A 16923-nucleotide genomic window follows, 5' to 3' on the forward strand; every position below is an offset into this window, starting at 1 on the left:
CGGGCATCACACTCTATGGCCAGTCGTCTTCGGTTCGTCATTCGCGCTACCTGCCCTTCAAGGCGCCCGCGTCAATGGCTTTACTCGATCTTGAACAGGCATTGAATTGCCCCACCGACGATTGCTGACATGAGTAGTGTTCCATCGGTGGAACTGGGGGTTTTGGGGCCTCTAGAGGTTCGCCAGGACGGTGCGACCGTTGCTATCCCGGGCGCGAAACCGCGCGCCATCCTCACGATGCTCGGACTACGCAACGGCTCGGTCGTGTCGGCCGACACCCTGATTGCTTTGCTCTGGGGCGACGATCCGCCGCGCACCGCCGCCAAGGCCCTGCAGACCCACATCTCCTCACTGCGCCGCGCCCTGGGCGGTCCCACTCAAGGCGTGGTGGTGACGCAGGGCTCGGGCTGGGCCCTCGAAGGCCCCGAGGTCGATGCGACGCGCTACAAACTGGCGGCCAAGGCGGGCCGCGACGCCGCTGCCGCGGGCGACACCAGCCAAGCGGTGGCCCGCTTCGAGGAGGCGCTCGCGCTGTGGCGCGGGATCCCCGAATTGCCCGAGGGTCGCCGGGGAACGTCGGAAAAGACGCGATGGATCGAGGGCTATGCCGCGTTGGTGGAGGACCGCGCCGACGCGCTGCTCGCCACCGGCCGGGCCGCCGAGCTCATCGGCGAACTCGAGGGCGCGGTGGGCGACGCCCCGCTACGCGAGCGGCGCTGGGCCCAGCTGATGCTCGCCCTTTACCGCGCCGGGCGGCAGGGCGAGGCCCTCGGCGCGTTTCAGCGGGCGCGGGCGTTGCTCGCCGAAGAACTGGGCGTCGATCCCGGCCCGGATCTGCGCCGGCTCGAGGCCGCGATCGTGGCTCAGGATGCCAAGCTGGAAACCCCGGCGGCGCAACATGTTCCGGCCGTGACTCGCGCCGTGACCTTCTTGCTCACCGACATCGAGGGGTCGACGGCGGCGTGGGAGGCAGACGCCGGCGCCATGGCGGTTGCGCTGGCACGCCACGACGAACTCGTCGAACAGGTCGTCACGTCACGCGGCGGACGGCTGATCAAGACGCGCGGTGAGGGCGATGCCACGTTTTCGGTCTTCGACCGTCCGTCGGCGGCGGCCATCGCGGCCATCGACCTGCAGGAAGCGATTTCCGGCGAGCCGTGGGCGCTGCGCGAGCCGATGCGTGTCCGGGTCGCCCTGCACACCGGGGAGGTCGAGTTCCGCGACGGCGACTACTTCGGACGCGCGGTCAACCGCGCGGCTCGATTGCGGTCGCTGGCGTCGGGAGGGCAGATCCTGTGCTCGGGTGCGACGGCCGAACTTGTCATGGACTCCCTGCCCGATGACGTGGTCCTCGCCGATTTGGGGACGCGTGAGTTGCGCAACCTGGCGCGCCCGGAGCGCGTTTTCGAGCTTCGGCTGCAAGACGCCGTCGACATTCCCCTGCCGGGTGCAACCGAGGCGCCGTTGGAGCGCCCGGCCCTGCCGGCAGTGCTGGCCGGTCCCGGGCCGTTCGTCGGGCGGGTGCGGGAGCTGGCCCAACTGTTTTCCGCCTGGCAGACCGCGCTCGCCGGTGCGACGAACGCGGCGCTGATCGCGGGCGAGCCGGGTGTCGGCAAGACGCGGTTGGCCGGCGAATGGTCCCAACAGGCGTACGACCAGGGCGCGCTGGTGATTTACGGGCGTTGCGACGAGGACCTCGGAGCCCCGTATCAGCCATTCGCCGAGGCGCTGCGTTCGTTGGTGCCGTGCCTCGGCGCCGGCAAGCTACGCGGGCTGCGCGGCATTGAGGCTCTCCTGACTTTGGTGCCGGGCCTGACCGATGTCCTGCCGGATCTGCCCGCACCCACCCGCGCCGATCCCGACACCGAGCGTTACGCGCTGTTCGACGCGGTCGTCGCGGTGTTGGGAGTCGCCTCCCGCAGCGCACCGGTCGTGTTGATCCTCGACGACCTGCATTGGGCGGCCAAGCCGACCCTGCTGCTGCTGCGGCATCTGCTGCGCTTTGGCGACCAGGCCCGCGTCCAGATCCTCGGCACCTACCGCAGCACCGACCTCGACCGCTCCCACCCCCTGGCCGCAATGCTCGCCGACCTGCACCGTGACGGCACCGCCAGCCGCATCCAGCTCAGCGGCCTGAACGAGGACGACGTCAGCACCTACCTCGCCGAGGCCGGCTACCAGGACGAAGAGCTGGCCCGAGCACTCGCGTCGGTCACCGGTGGCAATCCCTTCTTCCTGATTGAGGCGCTGCGCCACGTCGACGAGAGCGGCGGGCAATGGGATCCGAGCACCTTGCCGCAAGGGGTTCGCGAAGCGGTGAGCCGCCGCCTGTCGCGGCTGCCGGCCGAGACCAACAAGGCCCTCGCGGCGGCCGCGGTCGTCGGCGCCCGGTTCGCCTTGGACCTGGTCGAGCATGTGGTCGGCGAGGATCTCGTCGATGCGTTCGACGAGGCATGCAAGGCGGGCATCGTCATCGAAGAGCCCGGCGGCCGGTATCGGTTCAACCACGCCCTGGTCCGTCAATCGCTGCTCGCCGAGCTGCCGTCGGTGCGGCGCATGCGGTTGCACCAGCGCATCGCCGCGACGCTGGAAGAGCAACCCGGCGCCCAAGACGAGCAGGACGAGCTGCTCGCCGAACTGGCGCACCATTACTTCGAATGCGCGTGGGCGGGAAACGCGGCCAAGGCCGTCGAGTACTGCCGCCGCGCTGCCGACCAGGCGATGGCCCGGCTGGCCTACGAAGGTGCCGCCGATCTGTACGACCGGGCCCTGCACGCGCTCGATGAGATTGACGAGGAGCTGCCCGACCGCGACGAGCAGGTAGCCGCGCTTTTAATCGCCCGCTGCGAGGCCCTGCTGGCCGCCGGGGATGTTTCGTCGGCGGCGGGTGCCGTGTCGCAATTGCAGGACGCGACGGGGGGTTCCGAACGCCTGGCTGCATGGGCAGCGTGTTTCGACGCCCAGCTGTCGATGCTGATCCATCCCGACCGGCTCGATGAGGCCGAGGTCGCGGTGAGCGCGGCCGCCGCGAAATTGGCTGAACTGGGCGACACGGCTGGAGAAGCCAAGGCGCACACCGTCCGTGCCGGCTGCCTGGCCCGCCTCGGCAGAATCGGCGACTGCGAAATCGCTTTGGACAATGCGCTGACCGCGGCGCGGCGTGCGCGCGAACACCGCCGGGTCAACGCGGTGTTGGCGAATGCGCCGCTCGCGGCGCTGTGGGGACCCAACCCGGTTCCGCGCGCGGGCGGGCGCTGCCTTGATGTGGTGCGACTGCTGCGCATCACGACTGACTCGCCGGCTGTCGAAGCGACGTCGACACGATGCCAGGCCGTGCTAGAGGCGTTCCGCGGACGTGGCGCCGCCGCCCGGCGGATGGTCGACTCGGCCCGGCGCACGGTCACCGAACTCGGCCTGCGCCATGCCCTTTTCGAGGTCGAGCAGTTCGCCGGGATCGTCGAGCTGGTAGTGGATGATCCGGCCGCGGCCGAGCCGCATCTTCGGCTGGCGTACAACGGGTTTCGTCGCATGGGTCTGGACGCCGATACCGCCGAGACCGCCGCGTTGTTAGGCCGCACTTGTCTTGCGCTCGGCCGCGAAGGCGAGGCCGACGAATTATGCACGGAGAGTGAACGTCTCGCCGGGAATGCGCTGAAGCCGTCGATCGCCTGGCGCAATCTTCGGGCGCTGCTGCTGTCGCGCAGCGATGCTCACGCCGAGGCGCGCCGAGTCGCCGAGGCTGCCGTCAATCGCGCCGAGCGTACCGACGCTCTGGTGGATCACGGCGACGCATGTCTCTGTCTGACAACCGTTTTGGCCGCCGCCGGCGACGCCGAGGCGTCCCGAGTCGCCGCCCAAAGAGCGGTCGCGCTGTACGAGCAAAAAGGCGCGGCGGCACTTGCCGAGAGGGCGAGCCGGATCGTCGGCTCCGCCGACGTGCGCCAACGCGCCCACCTCGAAGCCGAGCCCGTCGAACCGACCAACTCGTGCGCGCAAGCAGGCAGCCGGCTGGTCGATGCGGTCAATCGCGAGGCCTGGGACGAGGTGCCGCGGATCATCGCCGCATCGGTCTCCGTCGAAAGTCGCCGGAGAATCGTGGGCTTTCCACGGGTGGACGTGCCGGCGAATCAGTGGCCTGAGGACATGAAGATTTATCTAGAGACGGGCTTGGTGCGCTACCACCAAACGGCTATCGCCGTGCGTGGTGACCATTTCGCGCTCGTCCGGCTGCAGCTAGGCACTGCGGATCTGAGTTCTGGTGCGCCGCAAGACGAAGAGCTCCAGGTAGCTGCCCTCGACGATGAGGGTCGCGTCGCGCTGCAAGTGAAGTTCGACGTCGAAGACCTCGACGCCGCGATCGCCGAACTCGACGCGCGGTACGCCGCCACAATGCTCACGGAGCCGGACAACGCGTGCGCGCGATTGATCCGACGCCTGTCGACTGCCGTTCACGAAGGGGAATGGGACGAGCTCGAGGAGATCGGCGGACCCCATCACGTCGAAAGTCGACGAAAGGTCGTCGGCTTCACGCGGACCGATCTTGCCACCGTCGACCTGAAACGCATGGTCGAAAACGGCGGACTGCGATTCCACATGACAATCATCGCCGTGCGCGGCGAGCGCTTGGCACTCAGTCGAACAGAAATTGGCACGGACGACCGCAGCCCCGGCGCGCCGTACGACGAGATGCTTCAACTGATCGGCCTCGGCGAAGACGGTCAAATTGCCCTCGAGGTGTTTTTCGATGTCGAAGATATCGAGGCCGCGACCGCCGAACTCGACGCGTTGCACGCCCAGTTTGAGCAAGAGCGCCCTCAATCGCTCGAGAACGCCGCGAGTCGCGCCGATGCTCGGTTCAACATGCTCTTCGCGGAAAGACGCTGGGATGAGTTCGGCGAGCTGCTCACCGACGATATCCGGGTCGTGGACCGACGGCGTGGACTGAGCCGGGAAGGTAACGACCGCGCCACCGAGCTTGCGGAGTTGCAGACGATCGCCGATCTCGGCACCTGGAACATGACGTCAGACGTCCTCGCGATTCGCGCAGAGCGTCTCGCCCTCGTTCGTACGCTTTACTCGGGCTCAAGCAAACGACCCGAAGCATGTCCCACCGAGGTACTCCGCATCGTGGAAATCGACGCCAACGCGCGGATCGTGGCGTACGTCGCGTTCGACCTCGACGACTTCGACGCAGCGATTGCCGAGCTCGACACCCGCTACCTCGCCGGCGAAGCCGCCGACTGCGCACACACGTGGTCACTCATCACGGCAGCCTACTCCGCAATCAACAGGCATGAACTAGCCGAATTGACGCCGGACTGGGTCAACATCGACCACCGCCGCGGAGCATCATTCGCGAAAGGCGACATGGTCGCCTACCTCCATGAGATTTTCGACGATACGCCGGACATGACTGTCTACGTCGAAGCAGTGCACCGCCTGAACAACCGCGGGGCCGCCATTACAGAAAGGGCGCGTGGTACATCGCAACAGGGTTTCCGAGCCGAATGGCGAGAAATCGCGATTGCCATGTTCGACGGCGATCTGCTGAGTCGTTACGAGATGTTTGACGAGGCCGACCTTGAGGCCGCGCTCGCGAAGTTCGACCAACTCAGCCGCCCGGCGCGGCGACTGGAAAACGCGGCAACCCGGGTATACAAGCACTTCCGGTCGTTCTTCGATGCCCGCGACTGGGAGGCGATGGCCCAGATCTACGCAGAGGACCATCTCCATGACGATCGCCGTCGGATAACGGGCGGGGGGATCAGGCGCGGCCGGAATGCCTCTGTCGAAAACATGCGAGTGGTAGCTGATCTCGTTGACAAAATGGCGGTTGAGGTCATTGCGATCCGTGGAGAGCGCCTCGCGCTCGTTCGGGTCCGCTATTGGGGCACCGACAAGCAGCCGCAGGCGTTCCTGCTCGAGATGCTCTGCATCGTCGAGACCAATCGTGACGACCGCGGTTCGGCGTTCGTTGCATTCGACCCCGACGAATTCGGGGCCGCCATCGCCGAACTCGACGCGCGCTACCTCGCCGGCGAAGCCGCTGACTACGCGCATACGTGGTCGGCAATCATGCAGGTTCAAGCCGCATACAACCGAGGCGAAATTCCCCCGATGACCGACGACTGCGTGAACGTTGATCATCGGCGCAGTAGAGCGTTCAACCCCGGCGACGTGGTTCCTTTTCTCCGCGCAACCTGGGACGTCGCAACGGGTGTCAAGGGGTATATCGAGGCCGTACACCAGCTGGACAATCTTGGAGTGGTCGTCACAGAGGTGGTGACCGGTACTTCAAATGACGGCTTCGACTTCGAGTTGCGCGAAGTCGCCATCTTTCTATTCGAAGGCCAACTGGGCTGCCGGTTCGAACTCTTCGACGAGGAAGACATCGACGTCGCGCTCGCAAAATTTGAGCAACTCACCCGCCCGGCGCCGCGGCGGGAAAACGCGGCAAGCCAACTGGCCGAAAGGCGAGATTACGACGACGGACGATCTCGTTGACATTGACCACCGACGGATTGCGATCGCCTCGGGCGACCTGACGCATGCCTCAGTGCCGGGCTCGCCGAGGCCACACCTACCAGCACCTACATGGAGACCGTTCATCGGTTGACTATTTCTGGGGCCGTCATCACCCACGCGTCCACCACGACCTCAGACGACTTCGACGCCGAATGGCCCATACCGATGTCCTCACGGTCGCAGGAGATCTGCTCAGCGAGGTGTTTGGCGAGGGCGGACTTCGACGCCGCGCTGGCGAGGTTCGACCAACCCACCAGCGGGTAAGAACGGGTCGTGATGCCCAATTCCTTCGACGAGTTACGCGGCCGCATGGCTCGAACCCACAGACGACGGCTTGAGAAGTCCATCGGGCAGAGTCTGACCCCTAGCGGCATACCCGCGATGCAGCGCTTCACCGCCGACTGGAGCGCCGAGAACGCCTGACTACGGCTGCAGACGTTCGACGTCGCCGCCGACCACCCGAATCCGGTTGTGCACGCGGTTTTCCCGGCCCTGCCAAAACTCCACTACCTCGGCGGCGATGAGGTAGCCGCCCCAGCCCGGCGGCACCGGGACGCTCTCGAAATCGGCAAAGCGCGCGGTCACCTCGGTCAGCTGCTCGAGCAGCGCCTTGCGCGACGCGACGGGCTGCGATTGGCGCGACGCCCAGGCGCCCAGTTGCGAACCGCGCGGCCGTTTGGCCCAGTAATCGGCGGTGACCTGCGGATCCACCTTGGTGACCGGGCCGCGGATGTGGACCTGCCGGCCCAGCTGGAACCAGGGAAACGTCGCCGACGCGTACGGGTTCTCGGCCAACTCGAGGCCCTTGGCGGACTCATAGTTGGTGAAAAAGGAGATTCCGCTCTCATCGGCGCCCTTGCATAACACCGACCGGCTCGCCGGCCGGCCGGCGGCGACAGTTGCCAGCACCATGGCGTTGGGCTCGGCCAGACCGAACCGTTCGGCGTCGTCGATCCACTTACGGAACAGGGCAAGCCAGCCATCGGCCAGCCAGTCCGCGTCGAGGTCGGGGCTGCCGTCACGCTCGACGGACCCGTACTCAGTGCGCATCCGCTGCAGGTGGGCAGCGTCTGTATTCGGGTCTGATCCTGCCATCGCGCCAACGCTACCGGCCGTTGCTACCAGCCGGTAGCAATGCCCCAGACCCGGGGTGCAAGAATTTTCGTATGAGTGTGGTCCCGGAAAATTTCGTCCCCGGCCTCGAGGGTGTAGTGGCCTTCACCACCGAGATCGCCGAGCCCGACAAAGACGGCGGCGCGCTGCGCTACCGCGGTGTCGATATCCAAGACCTGGTGGATCAGCAGGTCACCTTCGGTGACGTCTGGGCCCTGCTGGTCGACGGCAAGTTCGGCCACGGGCTGCCACCCGCCGAGCCGTTCCCCCTGCCGATCCACACCGGCGACGTTCGCGTCGACGTGCAGGCGGGCCTGGCGATGCTGGCGCCCATCTGGGGATACAAGCCGCTGCTCGACACCGACGAAGCCACCGCCCGCGACCAGCTGGCCCGCGCGTCGGTCATGGCCCTGTCCTACGTGGCGCAGTCCGCACGCGGCATATACCAGCCGGCCGTTCCGCAACGCGTCATCGACGAATGCCAGACGGTCACAGCACGTTTCATGACTCGCTGGCAAGGCGAGCCCGACCCGCGGCACGTCGAGGCCATCGATGCGTACTGGGTGTCGGCCGCCGAGCACGGCATGAACGCCTCGACCTTCACCGCGCGGGTGATCGCCTCCACCGGCGCGGACGTGGCCGCATCGCTGTCCGGGGCGATCGGCGCGATGAGCGGACCGCTGCACGGCGGCGCCCCCGCCCGCGTGTTGCCGATGCTCGAGGAGGTCGAACGCACCGGCGACGCGCGTGGTCTGGTCAAGAAGATCCTGGACAGCGGCGACAAGCTGATGGGCTTCGGCCATCGCGTCTACCGCGCCGAGGACCCGCGGGCCCGAGTACTGCGCGCGACCTCGGAGCGGCTGGGGGCGCCCCGCCACGATGTCGCGGTCGCCCTGGAGCAGGCGGCCCTCGCCGAACTGCGCGAGCGCCGGCCGGACCGGGCGATCGAGACCAATGTCGAGTTCTGGGCCGCGGTCATCCTCGACTTCGCCCAGGTGCCCGCCCACATGATGCCGGCGATGTTCACCTGCGGGCGCACCGCCGGCTGGTGTGCCCACATCCTCGAGCAGAAGCGGCTCGGCAAGCTGGTGCGCCCGTCGGCCATCTACGTGGGGCCGGGGCCCCGCAGCCCGGAATCCGTCGAAGGCTGGGACCGGGTTCTCACTCACGCTTAACCTTTTTGTCGGTGCCCGGGGATTGAATGGTTTCCGCCGCGATGAGTTTGCGTCGCGGATGCAGTCAATAACCGTGAGCCAGTCTTCGCCGGCTGGCCGCGGACACCGACAGCAAGGAGACCATCATGGCCATCAACATCGAACCTGCCGTTTCTCCCCACCTCGTGGTTGACGACGCCGCCGCGGCGATCGACTTCTACGTCAAGGCTTTTGGAGCCGAGGAGATCGGCCGGGTGCCGCGCCCGGACGGCAAACTGGTGCACGCCGCGGTGCGCATCAACGGCGCCACGGTGATGCTCAACGATGACTTTCCGGAGGTCTGCGGCGGCAAGTCCATGACACCCACCTCGCTGGGCGGCACACCGGTGACGATCCACCTGACCGTCGCCGACGTCGACGCCAAGTTCCAGCAGGCGTTGGACGCGGGCGCGACCGTGGTCGTTCCACTGGAAGATCAGTTCTGGGGCGACCGCTACGGCGTGGTCGAGGACCCGTTCGGCCACCGCTGGTCGCTGGGCGAGCCCGTGCGCGAGGTCAGCCCGCAGGAGATCCAGGCGGCAATGTCGGGCGGCTAGCCGAGCAGGCGCGCCAGCAGCCGGCGTCGCGGCGCCGGCTGCGCGGTCGCGGCGGCCGCGAGCATGTCGGCGACGTCGGTGAACTTGTTGCGCGGGCGTCCGTCGTTGCTGCCGCGCGCGATCTCCGCGGCGTCGATGGCCGCCCAGCCCGCCGAATCCACGACGTCGGGCTGGCGGGCGTGCACCAATTCGTCCAGCGCCTCGCGCTGGCCAATCGGGTCGGTCAGCTTGCCGGCATTGAAATCGGCCACCAGGGCGTGCACCGTCTGCAACGAGCAGGACTTGTTGGTGCCGATGAACCCGGTGGGACCGCGCTTGATCCACCCGGCGACGTAGGCGCCGGGAACCGGCCGGCCCGAGGCGGGATCGATGACGCGGCCGTTTTCGTTCGGCACCAGGGCGGCCGACTCGTCGAACGGAAGGTCGCGGATCTGCTTGCCGCGGTAGCCGATCGACGTCAACACCAAACCAGCGTCGATCCGGCACATGTCCTCGGTGCCGGTGAGTTGGAATTCCACTCCGGTGACGCGCTGCTCACCGAGCACTCGTCGCGGAGTGCGTTGATAGGCCAGCCGGATGCGTGGGCGGTCGATACCCGGCCCGGAACTGTCGCCGAGTTCGCGCAGAATCTGCAGTTTGGTTCTGGTCGACGGGTCGAGCTCGGCCGAGAGGTCGGCTTCGACGAGCTTGAAATCCCCGGGATCGAGCACCACCGCGGATGTCTCGGTGAGCCCGATCAATTCGGGCAGGGTGAACGCGGAGTGGGCGGGCCCGCGCCGCGCGGCGATCACCACTTCGCGGATCGCCGAACGGCGCAACACTGCGAGTGCGTGGTCCGCGATGTCGGTGCGAGCCAGTGCGTCGGGATCGGCGGTGAGCACCCGCGCGACATCCAGGGCGACGTTGCCGTTGCCGATGATCACCGCGCGCTCGTGGCCGAGATCGACTGGGAGATCGCTGAAGTCGGGGTGGCCGTTGATCCACGCGACCAACTCGGTGGCGGTTCCGGTGCCGGGCAGACCCATGCCGTCGATGTCCAGCCTGCGGTCGTCGTGGGCACCGACCGCGTAGAGCACCGCGTGATGGTGAGCCAACAGATCGGCGTGGCTGACATCCTTGCCGACCTCGACGTTGAGATAGAAGCGAAAGTGACGATGGCGAATGACCCGGTCGAAGAACCGGGTCACCCTCTTGGTTTTCTGGTGGTCGGGTGCCACGCCCGCGCGCACCAATCCATAAGGTGTGGGCAGCTTTTCGAAAACGTTAACCCGTACTCCATGCTGGGTGAGTAGTTCGTCGGCGGCATACATCGCCGCCGGACCCGACCCAACGATGGCTACGGTCAGCGGCCGGCGGCGGACATGCACCTCGGCGGCCGGGAGCACGGGCGCCAGTTTCGACGTCGGCGGAAGCTTCTCGTGCGCCGGTCGCTCGGGATAGAACGAGGCGTTGATTTCGACGAACGGCAGCTGCTTGGGGTCCAGGCGGCTATCTGGCGCGATCGCGCCGACGGGGCAGGCGCTGACGCATGCGCCGCAGTCCACGCAGGCGACCGGATCGATGTAGAGCATTTCCGTCGTCGCGAAGCCCGGCTCGTCCGGCGAGGGGTGGATGCAGTTCACCGGGCAGGCGAAAACGCAGGACCCGTCGTTACAGCACGACTGGGTAATAACGTGCGGCATAAAAGAACTCGCGTGAACCTAGGCGGCCGGCACGGCGGCCAGGTGCTGGCGCTGCGGCTCGCTGCGGTAGCGCGACGGCTTGCCGTTGATCTTGCAGATCCGCCACATCAGCCGAGCCGACCGGTTGTCCATCAGCCCGGTGTCGTAGGCCAGCATCCGCACATCACCGAACATGTCGCTGAGCCACTTGCGCGACTCCGGAGAGCGGAAGAATAGCTCTTTCTTGACCGAGCGCGGGATGTCGAACTCCTGCCAGAACTGCTTGGGCGGCACCACAATTGCCCGACACAGCATCTTCATGGTGAGCGGCAGGTACAGGGCGGTCCAGAACCGTTGCCTCCTGGTCAGCTCCGGCAACCGACGGCGCAGGAACTCATGGGCGAACGAGATGTGCCGCGCTTCCTCGGCGACGTGAATCGCCATCACTCGCTCCATGATGGGGTGCAACGACTTGCCTTCGCGCAGAACGTTTTTCTGCGTGTGGTCGATCGGCTCCTCGCCGGCGAGCACTCCGATGAAGAACGCCACCGGGAGTGGCCCGGCCACCAGGGGAACCAGCGGCGAGAGCCACTTGAGCCGCCGCGGCATGCCCGGGACGTCCGCGCCGATGCGGTTGACCATTTCCTGGAACATCATGGTGTGGTTGCACTCTTCGACCGATTCGTGCAGGCAATACCGGTATTCCGGGGATCCGTTCGGCACCCAGAACGTGTAGTTCATCAGGCCGCGGATCAGGATCGACTCGAAATGCAGACCGACCTTGGCCACATTCGCCTGCCGCCACATGCCGATGTTGATCTTGCGTTCGTCGGACTGGGCCTGATACCAGGGATGACGGCCCAGCGGGTCGGTCTGCGGCAGGATCCACCGGGGATCGTTGTCGGTGACGGCGAACTCCGGTGACTCCCAGTCGATGTCGGTGTAGGGGTTGAAGTTTCGCCGCACCGACCCCTCGGACAGTGTGGCGAGCATGTTCACGTACTCGGCGTCGTCGCGCACCTCCATATTGCGCCGCCACCGGCGTACCAATCGCGTCCTGGCCATAATCCAAGCCTCCCCAACGAGGTTTACATCTGGACGTGCTGTGTCTAGACGGTACCGCAGGTACCGGGAATTATCCAGGACCGCAATTGCGCTGTGGGCTGACCAGTGGTCAGGTCTTCGGTGTGCCCCGCATCACACCGAACGAAACCCCGCGGGCGAGGCAACCAGGCGTTATGGCGCGCGGCCGGCACCGCAAGACGGACCGCGGCGTCGGCGCCTCAGGAGCGCTCACTACCCTGATGGGCATGGCTGACCAGCTCCAGATTCCCGCTGACCTCAAACCCCGCGACGGCCGCTTCGGGTGCGGTCCGTCCAAGGTTCGACCCGAGCAATTGCAGGCGCTGACCACCACGGCCGCCGCTCTGTTCGGCACCTCGCACCGCCAGGCGCCGGTCAAGAACTTGGTGGGCCGAGTGCGCAAGGGCGTCGCGGAGCTTTTCTCCGTGCCGGACGGCTACGAGGTCATCCTCGGCAACGGCGGCGCGACGGCATTCTGGGATGCGGCCGCGTTCGGCCTGATCGACAGGCGTTCGCTACACCTGTCGTTCGGCGAGTTCAGCTCGAAGTTCGCGTCCTGCGTCGCCAAGAACCCCTTCGTCGGGGATCCGATCATCATCAAGGCCGACGCCGGGACGGCCCCCGAACCCCAGTCCGACCCGTCGGTCGACGCGGTCGGCTGGGCGCACAACGAGACGTCGACCGGGGTCGCGGTGCCGGTGTCCCGCCCGGCCGGCGACGCGCTCGTTCTCATCGACGCGACCTCCGGCGCCGGTGGCCTGCCCGTCGACATCCGCGACACCGATGCCTACTACTTCTCGCCCCAGAAGAACTTCGCCAGCGACGGCGGCCTTTGGCTGGCCATTCTGAGCCCCGCGGCGCTGGCCCGGGTCGAGGCCATAGCCGCCTCCGGGCGCTGGGTCCCCGACTTCCTGTCGCTGCCGATCGCGGTCGAGAACAGCCTGAAGGACCAGACGTACAACACGCCCGCGATCGGCACACTGGCGCTGATGGCCGAGCAGATCGACTGGTTGTTGAGCAACGGCGGCCTGGACTGGGCGGTCAAGCGCACGGCCGATTCTTCGCAGCGGCTGTACTCCTGGGCCGAAGAGCGGGCCTACACGACGCCGTTTGTCACCGACCCCGCGCTGCGCTCGCAGGTGGTGGGCACGATCGACTTCGTCGACGACGTCGACGCCGCGGCGGTCGCCAAGGTGCTGCGGGCCAACGGCATCGTCGACACCGAGCCGTACCGCAAACTCGGCCGCAACCAGTTGCGCATCGCGATGTTCCCGGCGGTCGAACCCGACGACGTCAGCGCGTTGACGCAGTGCGTCGACTGGGTCGTCGAACGGCTGTAGTTCGGCGACGACGCGGCCCGCAACGGGCGGCCGAGAAGCCAGACAAATTCACTGCCGTCGCGCCGCCATCCGCGCGCACGCCGCCCAGCGTGTCAGCACAGGTAATGGGCATGCGCTGGACTAAAGTGCGGACAGTGCCGGGTCGTCGCTGACCTGCACAAAGCCTGCGAGGAGAGGCCATGCGGGAACTCAAAATTGTTGGGCTCGACGCTGACAGCAAATACGTCATCTGCGAGGGTGATGAACCCGCGGAACAGTTCAAGCTGGCGGCCGACGACCGACTGCGCGGCCTGCTGCGGGGCGAGCCCGCCCCGCCCGAGCAGCCGCATCTCGACATCGAAGTCACCAACATGCTGAGCCCCAAAGAGATTCAGGCAAAGATCCGCGCCGGCGCGTCGGTCGAGCAGGTCGCCACCTCGTCGGGCTCCGACATCGCGCGGGTCCGCCGGTTCGCCCACCCGGTGTTGCTGGAGCGCTTCCGCGCCGCCGAGCTGGCAACCGCCGCGCACCCCCAGCTGGCCGACGGCCCCGCGGTGATGACGCTGCTGGAAACGGTAAGTGCGGCCATGGTAGCCCGCGGTCTGCGCACCGACGGCCTGAGCTGGGACGCCTGGCGCACCGAGGACGGCCGCTGGACCGTCCAGCTGGCCTGGAAGGTCGGCCGGTCCGACAACCTGGCACACTTCTGCTTCACTCCCGGCGCCCACGGCGGCATCGTCACCGCGATCGACGACGGTGCCAGCGAGCTCATCGACCCGAGCTTCGAACGACCGCTGCGGCCGGTCGCGCGGGTGGCCCACGTCGACTTCGACGAAGCCCCCAAGCCGGCGTCGCCGGTCGTTCCCTCGTCGGCCGCTGCCAAACCGGAGGATCCGGAGCCCCGCGAGCAGCCCGTGCACAGCCGGCGCGGCAAGCCGGTCATCCCCGCCTGGGAGGATGTGCTGCTGGGAGTCCGCTCGGGCGGGCAGCGCTGAGCGCTGGCCCGCGGCGCTACAGCGCCAGGGCCAGCAACGCCAGCCACGCGCCCGCCACACCGACTCCGGCACCGAGCACGAACCAGCGCAGCACCGGCGTGCGCCGCCATCCCCACAGCGTCGGCGCCAGTCCCCCGGCGGCGACGGCGTTGAGCCCGACGGCCAGCAGCGGATGCACCTGGATCAGTCCCAGGCTGAGCACGACGATCGCCGCCCCAACGACGGCGGCCACGAATCCGGCGACGGTCAGGCCCGTCGCCCACGGCGCGGCCGGGCGGCTCGGGCCGAGTCTGCCGCTCATGAGCCGAGCCTAGCCCGCTCGTAGAACGCCAGAGCGGCCGCTGTCGCGACGTTCAACGAGTCGGTCCCGCGCGACATCGGGATGCGTACCCGCAGGTCGCTCAGCCGCAGGGTGGCCGCTGTCAGGCCGGGTCCCTCGGCGCCGACCAACACGGCGATGCGGTGGTCACCGACGGCCGCCATCGCCTCCGGCAACGCGTGCGCGTCGCCCCGCGGGGTCATCGCCAACAATCGAAATCCGTGCTCCCTCAACATCTCCAGATCACCGGGCCAATCGCGGGCCCGCGCGAACGGCACCAACAGCGCGTGGCCCATCGACACTCGGACGGCGCGGCGGTAGAGCGGATCGGCGCATCCGCTGCCGAACACCACTCCGTCGACGCCGAGCCCCGCCGCATTGCGAAAGATCGATCCCAGATTCTCGTGGTCGTTGACGCCCTCGAGCACGGCCAGCGTCCGGGCACCATCGAGGAGCGCCGCGACGCCGGTGTCGGGCACCCGCCGCGCCGCGGCCAGCACGCCGCGGTTGAGGTGGAAGCCGACGACTCGAGCCATCACATCGGCGGAGGTTCGATAGAACGGCGCCTGGTGGCCGGCCAGGTCGTTCCTGAGCTCGTCGAGCCGACGCTCGGTACCGAGCAGGGCGTGCGGGCTGAACCGGGACGCCAGCATGCGCTGCACGACCAGCACGCCTTCGGCGATCACCAACCCCTTGCCGGTCGGCAGGTCGGGGCGACGGTCGATGCTGTTGAGGTCGCGGAAATCGTCGAGCCGCGGATCGTCGGGATCGGTGACGTCCTGAATGTCGAGGGCGTCGCTCACGGGCTTTCGTCGACCAGGGCCAGCATCAAGTCGGCGGCCTCGCGCAGGACGGCACGCTTGTCGGCGTCCAGCGTCGCGAGCCGTTCGGCCAACCACTCCTGGCGGGCGCGCCGGGCCGCTTTGACCAATTCGGCGCCCGACTCCGACACCGACACCAACACCTGGCGGCCGTCCACGGGATGCGGGGCGCGATCCACCAGGCCCTCGTCGGCCAGCGACGCGATCACCCGGGTCATCGACGGGGGTCGCACGCGTTCGCGAATCGCCAGCGCACCCGGCGTCATCGGGCCCTCGTTGGACAGCGTCGCCAACGCCGACAGCTGCGAAAGCGACACGGGCGACGAAGGATTGCGGAAGCGTAATTGGCGGGACAGCCGCATGACGGCCAACGACAAATCGCTCGCCAGCCGCGCATCGCTGTCAGGCATGGCGCGAGGTTACATCGGAACCCGCGAAATCGACATCAGAAACGGCGAAGCGCGGACGTCGAACCAGCCGGCTCGGGTGCCGGGTTAGATTGGTCGCGATGAGCGCCGAACCTGGCCACGGCCCCGAGCCGCCGCCCCTGCCGCCGGCGCTGCTACGCCCGTGGCCGTTCATCGTGAGCGGAGCGTTGGGCTGGTTGGCCGTCGCGGTCGCCGCCTTTCTCGTACCGGCGTTGGAGAGTTGGCGTCCCGTGGCCCTGGCCGGGCTGGGCACCGGAGTCATCGGCACCGGCATCTTCTTGTTGCAGCTCGCCCAGGCTCGCCGTGGTGTCCGCGGCGCTCAGTCCGGCCTCGAGACGTTCATCAACCGCGAATAGCATTCATCAACCTCAACGTCGGAGGAGCCATGGTAGCGCCGCTACTACAAGCGCAGGTCGATATCGATGCGCCACCCGCGAAGGTCTGGGCGCTGATTTCGGATTTGCGGCGGATGCCGCAGTGGAGCCCGCAGTGTCGCTGGATGCGATCCTTCGGCCCGCTGCGCCCAGGCACCCGTACCCTGAACCTCAACCGCCGCAATCGACTTTTCTGGACCACCACGTCGACGGTCGTCGAAGTCGTCCCCGAGCAGAAACTGGCGTTCCGCGTCAACACCAACAACACGATCTGGAGCTATGAGCTGGAGCCCCGGAGCCACGGCACCCGGGTGATAGAGAGCCGGCACGCCGAGAACGGCGTCAGCGCCGTATCCAGCCTGTCCATCAACGCGCTGATGGGTGGCACCTCGAAATTCGAGCGCGAACTGGTCGACGGCATGACCGTATCGCTGGCGAACATCAAAGCCGCCGCCGAAAAGAGCTAGTCGGGCGGATCCGTTGGCGGTTCAGTTGATTCGGCTGACGGCTCCGCCGATTCGGCGACGGGTTCCGC

Annotated in this window: 14 protein-coding genes; 7 read left to right on the forward strand and 7 right to left on the reverse strand. The window is 67.4% G+C overall.

Annotation, left to right across the window (positions count from 1 at the left end):
• Positions 1–147: 147 nt before the first annotated feature.
• Complete coding sequence (locus tag MSG_RS20695; RefSeq protein ID WP_232011318.1) at positions 148–6504, forward strand: BTAD domain-containing putative transcriptional regulator; 6357 nt, start codon at positions 148–150, stop codon at positions 6502–6504.
• A gap of 101 nt (positions 6505–6605) precedes the next feature.
• Here the strand turns inward: MSG_RS20695 and MSG_RS24990 are convergent, their stop codons facing one another.
• Both MSG_RS24990 and pdxH read right to left on the reverse strand, forming a co-directional pair.
• A complete protein-coding gene (locus MSG_RS24990; protein ID WP_142404547.1) occupies positions 6606–6836 on the reverse strand; it encodes a hypothetical protein in 231 nt (76 codons plus the stop codon).
• Positions 6837–6948: 112 nt separating this feature from the next.
• Positions 6949–7575, reverse strand: a complete 627-nt coding sequence (pdxH, locus tag MSG_RS20700) for a pyridoxamine 5'-phosphate oxidase (protein WP_105886902.1) — start codon at positions 7573–7575, stop codon at positions 6949–6951.
• Positions 7576–7691: 116 nt separating this feature from the next.
• Between pdxH and MSG_RS20705 the strand changes: the two genes are divergently transcribed.
• The gene (locus tag MSG_RS20705; RefSeq protein WP_096442564.1) at positions 7692–8813 is read left to right on the forward strand and encodes a citrate synthase 2; all 1122 of its coding nucleotides are present in this window, start codon (positions 7692–7694) and stop codon (positions 8811–8813) included.
• A gap of 125 nt (positions 8814–8938) precedes the next feature.
• The gene (locus MSG_RS20710) at positions 8939–9388 is read left to right on the forward strand and encodes a VOC family protein (RefSeq protein WP_096442566.1); all 450 of its coding nucleotides are present in this window, start codon (positions 8939–8941) and stop codon (positions 9386–9388) included.
• Here the strand turns inward: MSG_RS20710 and MSG_RS20715 are convergent.
• Together MSG_RS20715 and MSG_RS20720 are read right to left on the reverse strand one after the other, a co-directional pair.
• Positions 9385–11070 carry an FAD-dependent oxidoreductase gene (locus MSG_RS20715; RefSeq protein WP_096442568.1) on the reverse strand — a complete coding sequence of 562 codons (1686 nt, stop codon included), beginning with the start codon at positions 11068–11070 and terminating at the stop codon, positions 9385–9387. The two genes, MSG_RS20710 and MSG_RS20715, sit on opposite strands and share 4 nt — an antisense overlap.
• A gap of 18 nt (positions 11071–11088) precedes the next feature.
• Positions 11089–12114: an AurF N-oxygenase family protein gene (locus MSG_RS20720; RefSeq protein ID WP_096442570.1), complete on the reverse strand. Its 1026-nt coding sequence runs from the start codon at positions 12112–12114 to the stop codon at positions 11089–11091.
• Between the two features lie 239 nt (positions 12115–12353).
• On the opposite strand from MSG_RS20720, the gene serC reads away from it, so the two are divergent.
• A complete protein-coding gene (serC, locus tag MSG_RS20725; protein WP_373421215.1) occupies positions 12354–13472 on the forward strand; it encodes a phosphoserine transaminase in 1119 nt (372 codons plus the stop codon).
• Between the two features lie 179 nt (positions 13473–13651).
• Entirely contained in the window at positions 13652–14446 is a 795-nt protein-coding gene (sepH, locus tag MSG_RS20730) for a septation protein SepH (RefSeq protein ID WP_096442572.1), read from the forward strand.
• 16 nt (positions 14447–14462) lie between these two features.
• Here the strand turns inward: sepH and MSG_RS20735 are convergent, their stop codons facing one another.
• Genes MSG_RS20735 through MSG_RS20745 form a run of 3 tightly spaced genes read right to left on the reverse strand, consistent with a single transcriptional unit; the run spans position 14463 to position 15996 of the window.
• A complete protein-coding gene (locus tag MSG_RS20735) occupies positions 14463–14747 on the reverse strand; it encodes a DUF2537 domain-containing protein (protein ID WP_096442574.1) in 285 nt (94 codons plus the stop codon).
• Entirely contained in the window at positions 14744–15568 is an 825-nt protein-coding gene (locus MSG_RS20740) for a TrmH family RNA methyltransferase (RefSeq protein ID WP_096442576.1), read from the reverse strand. Before MSG_RS20740 ends, MSG_RS20735 begins: the two co-directional genes overlap by 4 nt.
• Entirely contained in the window at positions 15565–15996 is a 432-nt protein-coding gene (locus tag MSG_RS20745) for an Rv0880 family HTH-type transcriptional regulator (protein ID WP_096442578.1), read from the reverse strand. The genes MSG_RS20740 and MSG_RS20745 overlap by 4 nt, the downstream gene beginning before the upstream one ends.
• A 98-nt stretch (positions 15997–16094) precedes the next feature.
• Between MSG_RS20745 and MSG_RS20750 the strand changes: the two genes are divergently transcribed.
• Together MSG_RS20750 and MSG_RS20755 are read left to right on the forward strand one after the other, a co-directional pair.
• Complete coding sequence (locus MSG_RS20750; RefSeq protein WP_096444704.1) at positions 16095–16370, forward strand: DUF2530 domain-containing protein; 276 nt, start codon at positions 16095–16097, stop codon at positions 16368–16370.
• A 29-nt stretch (positions 16371–16399) separates the two neighbouring features.
• The gene (locus tag MSG_RS20755; RefSeq protein WP_096442580.1) at positions 16400–16855 is read left to right on the forward strand and encodes an SRPBCC family protein; all 456 of its coding nucleotides are present in this window, start codon (positions 16400–16402) and stop codon (positions 16853–16855) included.
• Positions 16856–16923: the final 68 nt, after the last annotated feature.

This window comes from Mycobacterium shigaense, from assembly GCF_002356315.1.
Lineage (GTDB): Bacteria > Actinomycetota > Actinomycetes > Mycobacteriales > Mycobacteriaceae > Mycobacterium > Mycobacterium shigaense.